Raw genomic sequence first — 4,479 nt, 5'->3', positions numbered from 1 at the left:
GCCGACCAGGACGCGGATCCCGGCCAGGGCGGTGGTTGCCTCGGTGTCGGCGGTGACCGATCGCCACAGGCTCGGTGTGGCCTGCATGACCGTGACCCGCTCACCCGCCAGCAGAGCCCGCAACCCCTCCGGGTCATGAACGAGTCCGGAGGGGGCGATCACGACGGTGGCGCCGGCGGTGAGGGGTGTGAACAGTTCCAGACCGGCGATGTCGAAGCCGATCGTGGTCACCGCGAGCAGTCGGTCCCCGTGGGTGAGGGGGATGCGCTTCTGCATGTCGGTGAGGAGGTTGGCCAGTGCGCCACGGGAGATGACCACGCCCTTGGGGCGGCCGGTGGAGCCCGAGGTGTAGAGGACATAGGCGGCCTGCTCGCCGGCCACCACCTCAGGCAGGACCACCCCCGCCGCAGGCTCGCGCTGCCCCGCCTCAGCCAGCCACCGCTCATCCAGCACCAGCACCGGCCGCGTCTCACCCCGCATGAACTCAAGACGGTCGGCCGGGAAATCAGCATCCAACGGCAGATACGCACCTCCCGCCTTCAGCACGGCGAGCAGAGCGATGACCAGGTCACTGGAGCGCGGCAGCACGACGGCGACGTACCGCTCCGCCCCCACCCCCGCCTCCACCAACAACCGCGCCACACGCTCACTCCGCGCATCCAACTCCGCGTACGAGACCGATGCGCCGTCGGACACCACGGCCGGCGCGTCCGGTGTTTGTGCTGCTTGGGCGCGGAATTGGTGGATGAGGTCGTGTGTGGGGGTGAGGTCGGTGGTGGTGCCGTTGGCCCAGTGGCCGAGGACGGATTGCTGTTCGTCGGTGTCGAGTACGTCGATCTGGGCGACGTTGGTTTCTGGTGTTGTCGCCACCGTTTCCAGTACGCGGACGAACCGTCGGGTCAGCCGCTCGGCGGTCTCCTCGTCGAACAGATCCGCACTGAACTCCAACACCGCGCGTATGCCGCCCGCTTGTCCGCCGTCCGAAGCCTGGCGTTCCTGAAGAGCGAGGAGCAGATCGAACTTCGACACGGCGGCGTCGGCGTTCACAGGACTCACGCTGAGCCCGGGGAACCGGCCGGCGCCTGCGACGGCTGCCGGATCGACGTTCTGCAGGGTGAGCATGGTCTGGAAGAGGGGGTGGCGTGAGGCCGACCGTTCGGGGTTGAGGGCTTCGACGAGGCGTTCGAAGGGGATGTCCTGGTGGGCGTAGGCGGCGAGGTCGGTTTCGCGGACGCGGGCCAGGAGCTGGGTGAACGTGGGGTTGTCGCTCAGGTCGGTGCGCAGGACGAGGGTGTTGACGAAGAACCCGATGAGGTCTTCGACGGCGTCGTCGGTGCGTCCGGCGATGGGTGAGCCGATCGGGATGTCGGTGCCCGCGCCGAGCCGGGACAGCAGCACCGCCAGGGCGGCTTGCAGGACCATGAAGGTGCTGGCCTGCTGTCGGCGGGCGAGGCGGGTGATGTCGGCGTGCAGTTCGGCGGGGATGTCGAAGGTGACGGTCCCGCCGTGGTGGGTCGGCGTGGCGGGGCGGGGCCGGTCGGTGGGCAGTTCCAGCTCGGCCGGGAGATCGGCCAAAGCGCTTTGCCAGTGGGCGAGTTGACGGGAGATCACCGAGTCGGGATCGTCTTCGGAGCCGAGGACGTCGCGTTGCCAGAGGGTGTAGTCGGCGTACTGGACCGGTAGCGGCGTCCAGCCGGGTGCTGTGCCCTGGATGCGGGCCGTATAGGCGGTGGTCAGATCGCGGGCCAGAGGTGTCAGCGACCAGCCGTCCGCGGCGATGTGGTGGACGACGAGGAGCAGGACATGCTCGTCCGGCGCGCGCTGGAAGAGGGTGGCGCGCAGCGGCAGGTCGCGGGTGAGGTCGAAGCCATGGGCGACTGCCTCGGCAAGGGCGGCGGTCAGGATGTCGTCGTCGGTGTCCTCGGTGTGCTTGCCCAGGGTGATGTGCTTCAGCGCGGAGCGGCCTTGCTGGGCGGGGAGCACGATCTGGTGGGCGCCCAGTTCGTCGTCCTGCGTGAACACGGTCCGGAGTGCCTCGTGGCGCTCGACCACGTCCGCGAGCGCGGCCTGGAGCGCGTGGTGGTCGAGGGGGCCGGTCAGGCGGAGGGCGACGGGGATGTTGTAGAGGGCGCTGTCGGGCTCGTACTCGTGCAGGAACCACAGTCGCTGCTGGGCGTACGACAGCGGCAACCGTCCCGGACGTTCCGAGCGAGTCACCACCGGCCGGCCTGTCCGTCCGGCGACCGTCATCAGCCTGGCGAGCCCGGCGACCGTGGGGTTGTTGAACATGTCGCGGACGGACAGTTCCATGCCGAGGGCCGAACGGGCGCGCGCCAGCAGCCGGATGGCCAGCAGGGAGTGTCCGCCCAGGTCGAAGAAGTCGTCGTCCCTGCCGACCTGTTCGAGGCCCAGTACGTCCGCGAACAGGCTGCTGAGAGCCTCTTCCCATGGGTTGTGGGCCGCGTACGCGGGCGTGTCCGGCGTACGGTCGATCGCCGTCTCGACGGGGGCCGGGAGGGCCCGCCGGTCGAGCTTTCCGTTGGCGGTCAGCGGGAGGGCGTCGAGCAGGACGAAGGCCGACGGCACCATGTAGTCGGGCAGACGCTCGGCCACGTACGTACGGAGTGTCGCCGCGGTCGGGGCCGTTGCGTGGCCGGTGGCCGGTACCACGTACGCGACGAGGCTCTTGTCGCCGGACTCGTCCTCATGGACCACGACCGTCGCCTGGTGAACGTCGGCCATGCTCACGAGCACGGCCTCGATCTCGCCCGGCTCCAGACGGAATCCGCGCAGCTTCACCTGCTGGTCGGCGCGGCCCACGTACCGCAGTTGGCTGTCGGAGCCCCACCGTACGAGGTCACCGGTGCGGTACATGCGGGAGCCGGCCGTGCCGAACGGGTTCGCCACGAAGCGTTCCGAGGTCATGTCCGGGCGTCCCAGATAGCCTCGGGCCAAGCCGGTGCCCGCGATGTACAGCTCGCCCGGGACACCGGTCGGCACCGGTTGCAGGCTCGCGTCCAGGACGTAGGCCTGGGTGTTCCAGAACGGCCGCCCGATCGGCACGGGGCCCGACGGGGTCGGGGTGCCGGGTTCGAGCCTGAAGTCGGTGCAGTTGACGGTGGCCTCGGTCGGGCCGTAGGCGTTGATCACGGTCACGTCGGGGTGCCGCTCGCGCCACTCGGCCAGGCTCTCGCCGAGGAGTTGCTCACCGCCGAGGATGAGCGTGCCGGCCGGCGAGGCGGTGTCGGGGAGGGTGCCGAGGAGCGCCAAGTGGCTCGGTGTGGCCTTCATGAAGGTCGGCTGGACGATGGTGACGCCGTCGCCTGTCTCGTCCGTCTCGCCCTTGAGGTCGGCCAGCCGTACGCAGCCGCCCGAGACCAGCGGCGTGTAGAGCGCGGTCACGGTCAGGTCGAAGGCGATGCGGGAGTGGAGCAGCGCCGTTCCGGAGGCGTCCGGGTAGGCCTGGCGTGCGCGTTGAAGATAGGCGCCCACGGAGCGGTGCTCGACGACGACGCCCTTGGGGCGGCCGGTTGAGCCCGAGGTGTAGATCACGTACGCGGGATCGTGCGGCATCGGTCTGCCGCCGGGCCGCTGATGTTCCACCGCCTCCGAGGCTCCGAAGGGTTCACCGGACACGCCCGCCAACGCGTTCTCGGTCTCTTCGGTGTCCAGCAGCAGCGCCGTGGCGCCGTGGGATTCCCCTACCAGGCCGGACCACTCCCCTTGGGTAACGATCACCAGCGGGGCGGTGTCCTCGAGCATGTAGTGGATGCGCTCCGCCGGATACTCCAGGTCCAGCGGCAGATAGGCGCCGCCGGCCTTGAGTACGGCGAGGAGAGCCACGATCAGCTCGACGGAGCGCGGAAGGGCCACCGCGACGAATCGCTCGGGGCCCACACCGTGCTCGATGAGCAGCCGTGCGACGCGGTTGCTGCGTTCGTCCAGTTCCGCGTACGTGAGGACGGTGCCCTCGAAGGCCAGCGCGGCGGCGTCCGGAGTGCGTGCGACCTGGGCCGCGAACAGCTCGACCACGCTCGTCGGTTCGACGTCCCGTGCGGTGGAGTTCCACTCCTCCAGCAGCCGGCTGCGCTCGGCGTCGTCCAGTACGTCGACCTGCCCGACACGCTGCTCCGGGTCCGTGACGGCGGAACCGAGCACCCTCAGGAAACGCTCGGACAGTGACCGGGCGGTGGCCGCGTCGTAGAGATCCGCGCTGTACTCCAGCGCCCCGCCCAGACCTGACTCCGTCTCGTACAGGCGGAACAACAGGTCGAACTTCGCACCCTCGTCAGCAGTCGCCGTCGTGGACACCGAAAGCCCGGGCAGTTCGAGCGTGGCCCCGGCCGCAGTACGCGGGTCCGCGTTCTGCACCACGAGGCGTACCTGGAAGAGGGGGTGGCGGGCGGGTGAGCGTTCGGGGTTGAGGGCTTCTACGAGGCGTTCGAAGGGGATGTCTTGGTGGGCGTAGGCGGCGAGGTC

At 69.7% G+C, this 4,479-nt stretch carries 1 protein-coding gene; it reads right to left on the bottom strand.

Annotation, left to right across the window (positions count from 1 at the left end; genetic code table 11):
- Positions 1 to 4,479, bottom strand: a 4,479-nt coding sequence (locus tag AB0D57_RS47205; RefSeq protein ID WP_362088688.1) for an amino acid adenylation domain-containing protein, incomplete at both ends; no start/stop codon positions are given.

The sequence above is a fragment of the Streptomyces sp. NPDC048275 genome, assembly GCF_040652275.1.
Taxonomy (GTDB): Bacteria; Actinomycetota; Actinomycetes; order Streptomycetales; family Streptomycetaceae; genus Streptomyces.
Note: the sequence above shows the minus strand (reverse complement) of the source record. Positions and strands in the feature narration are given on the sequence as shown.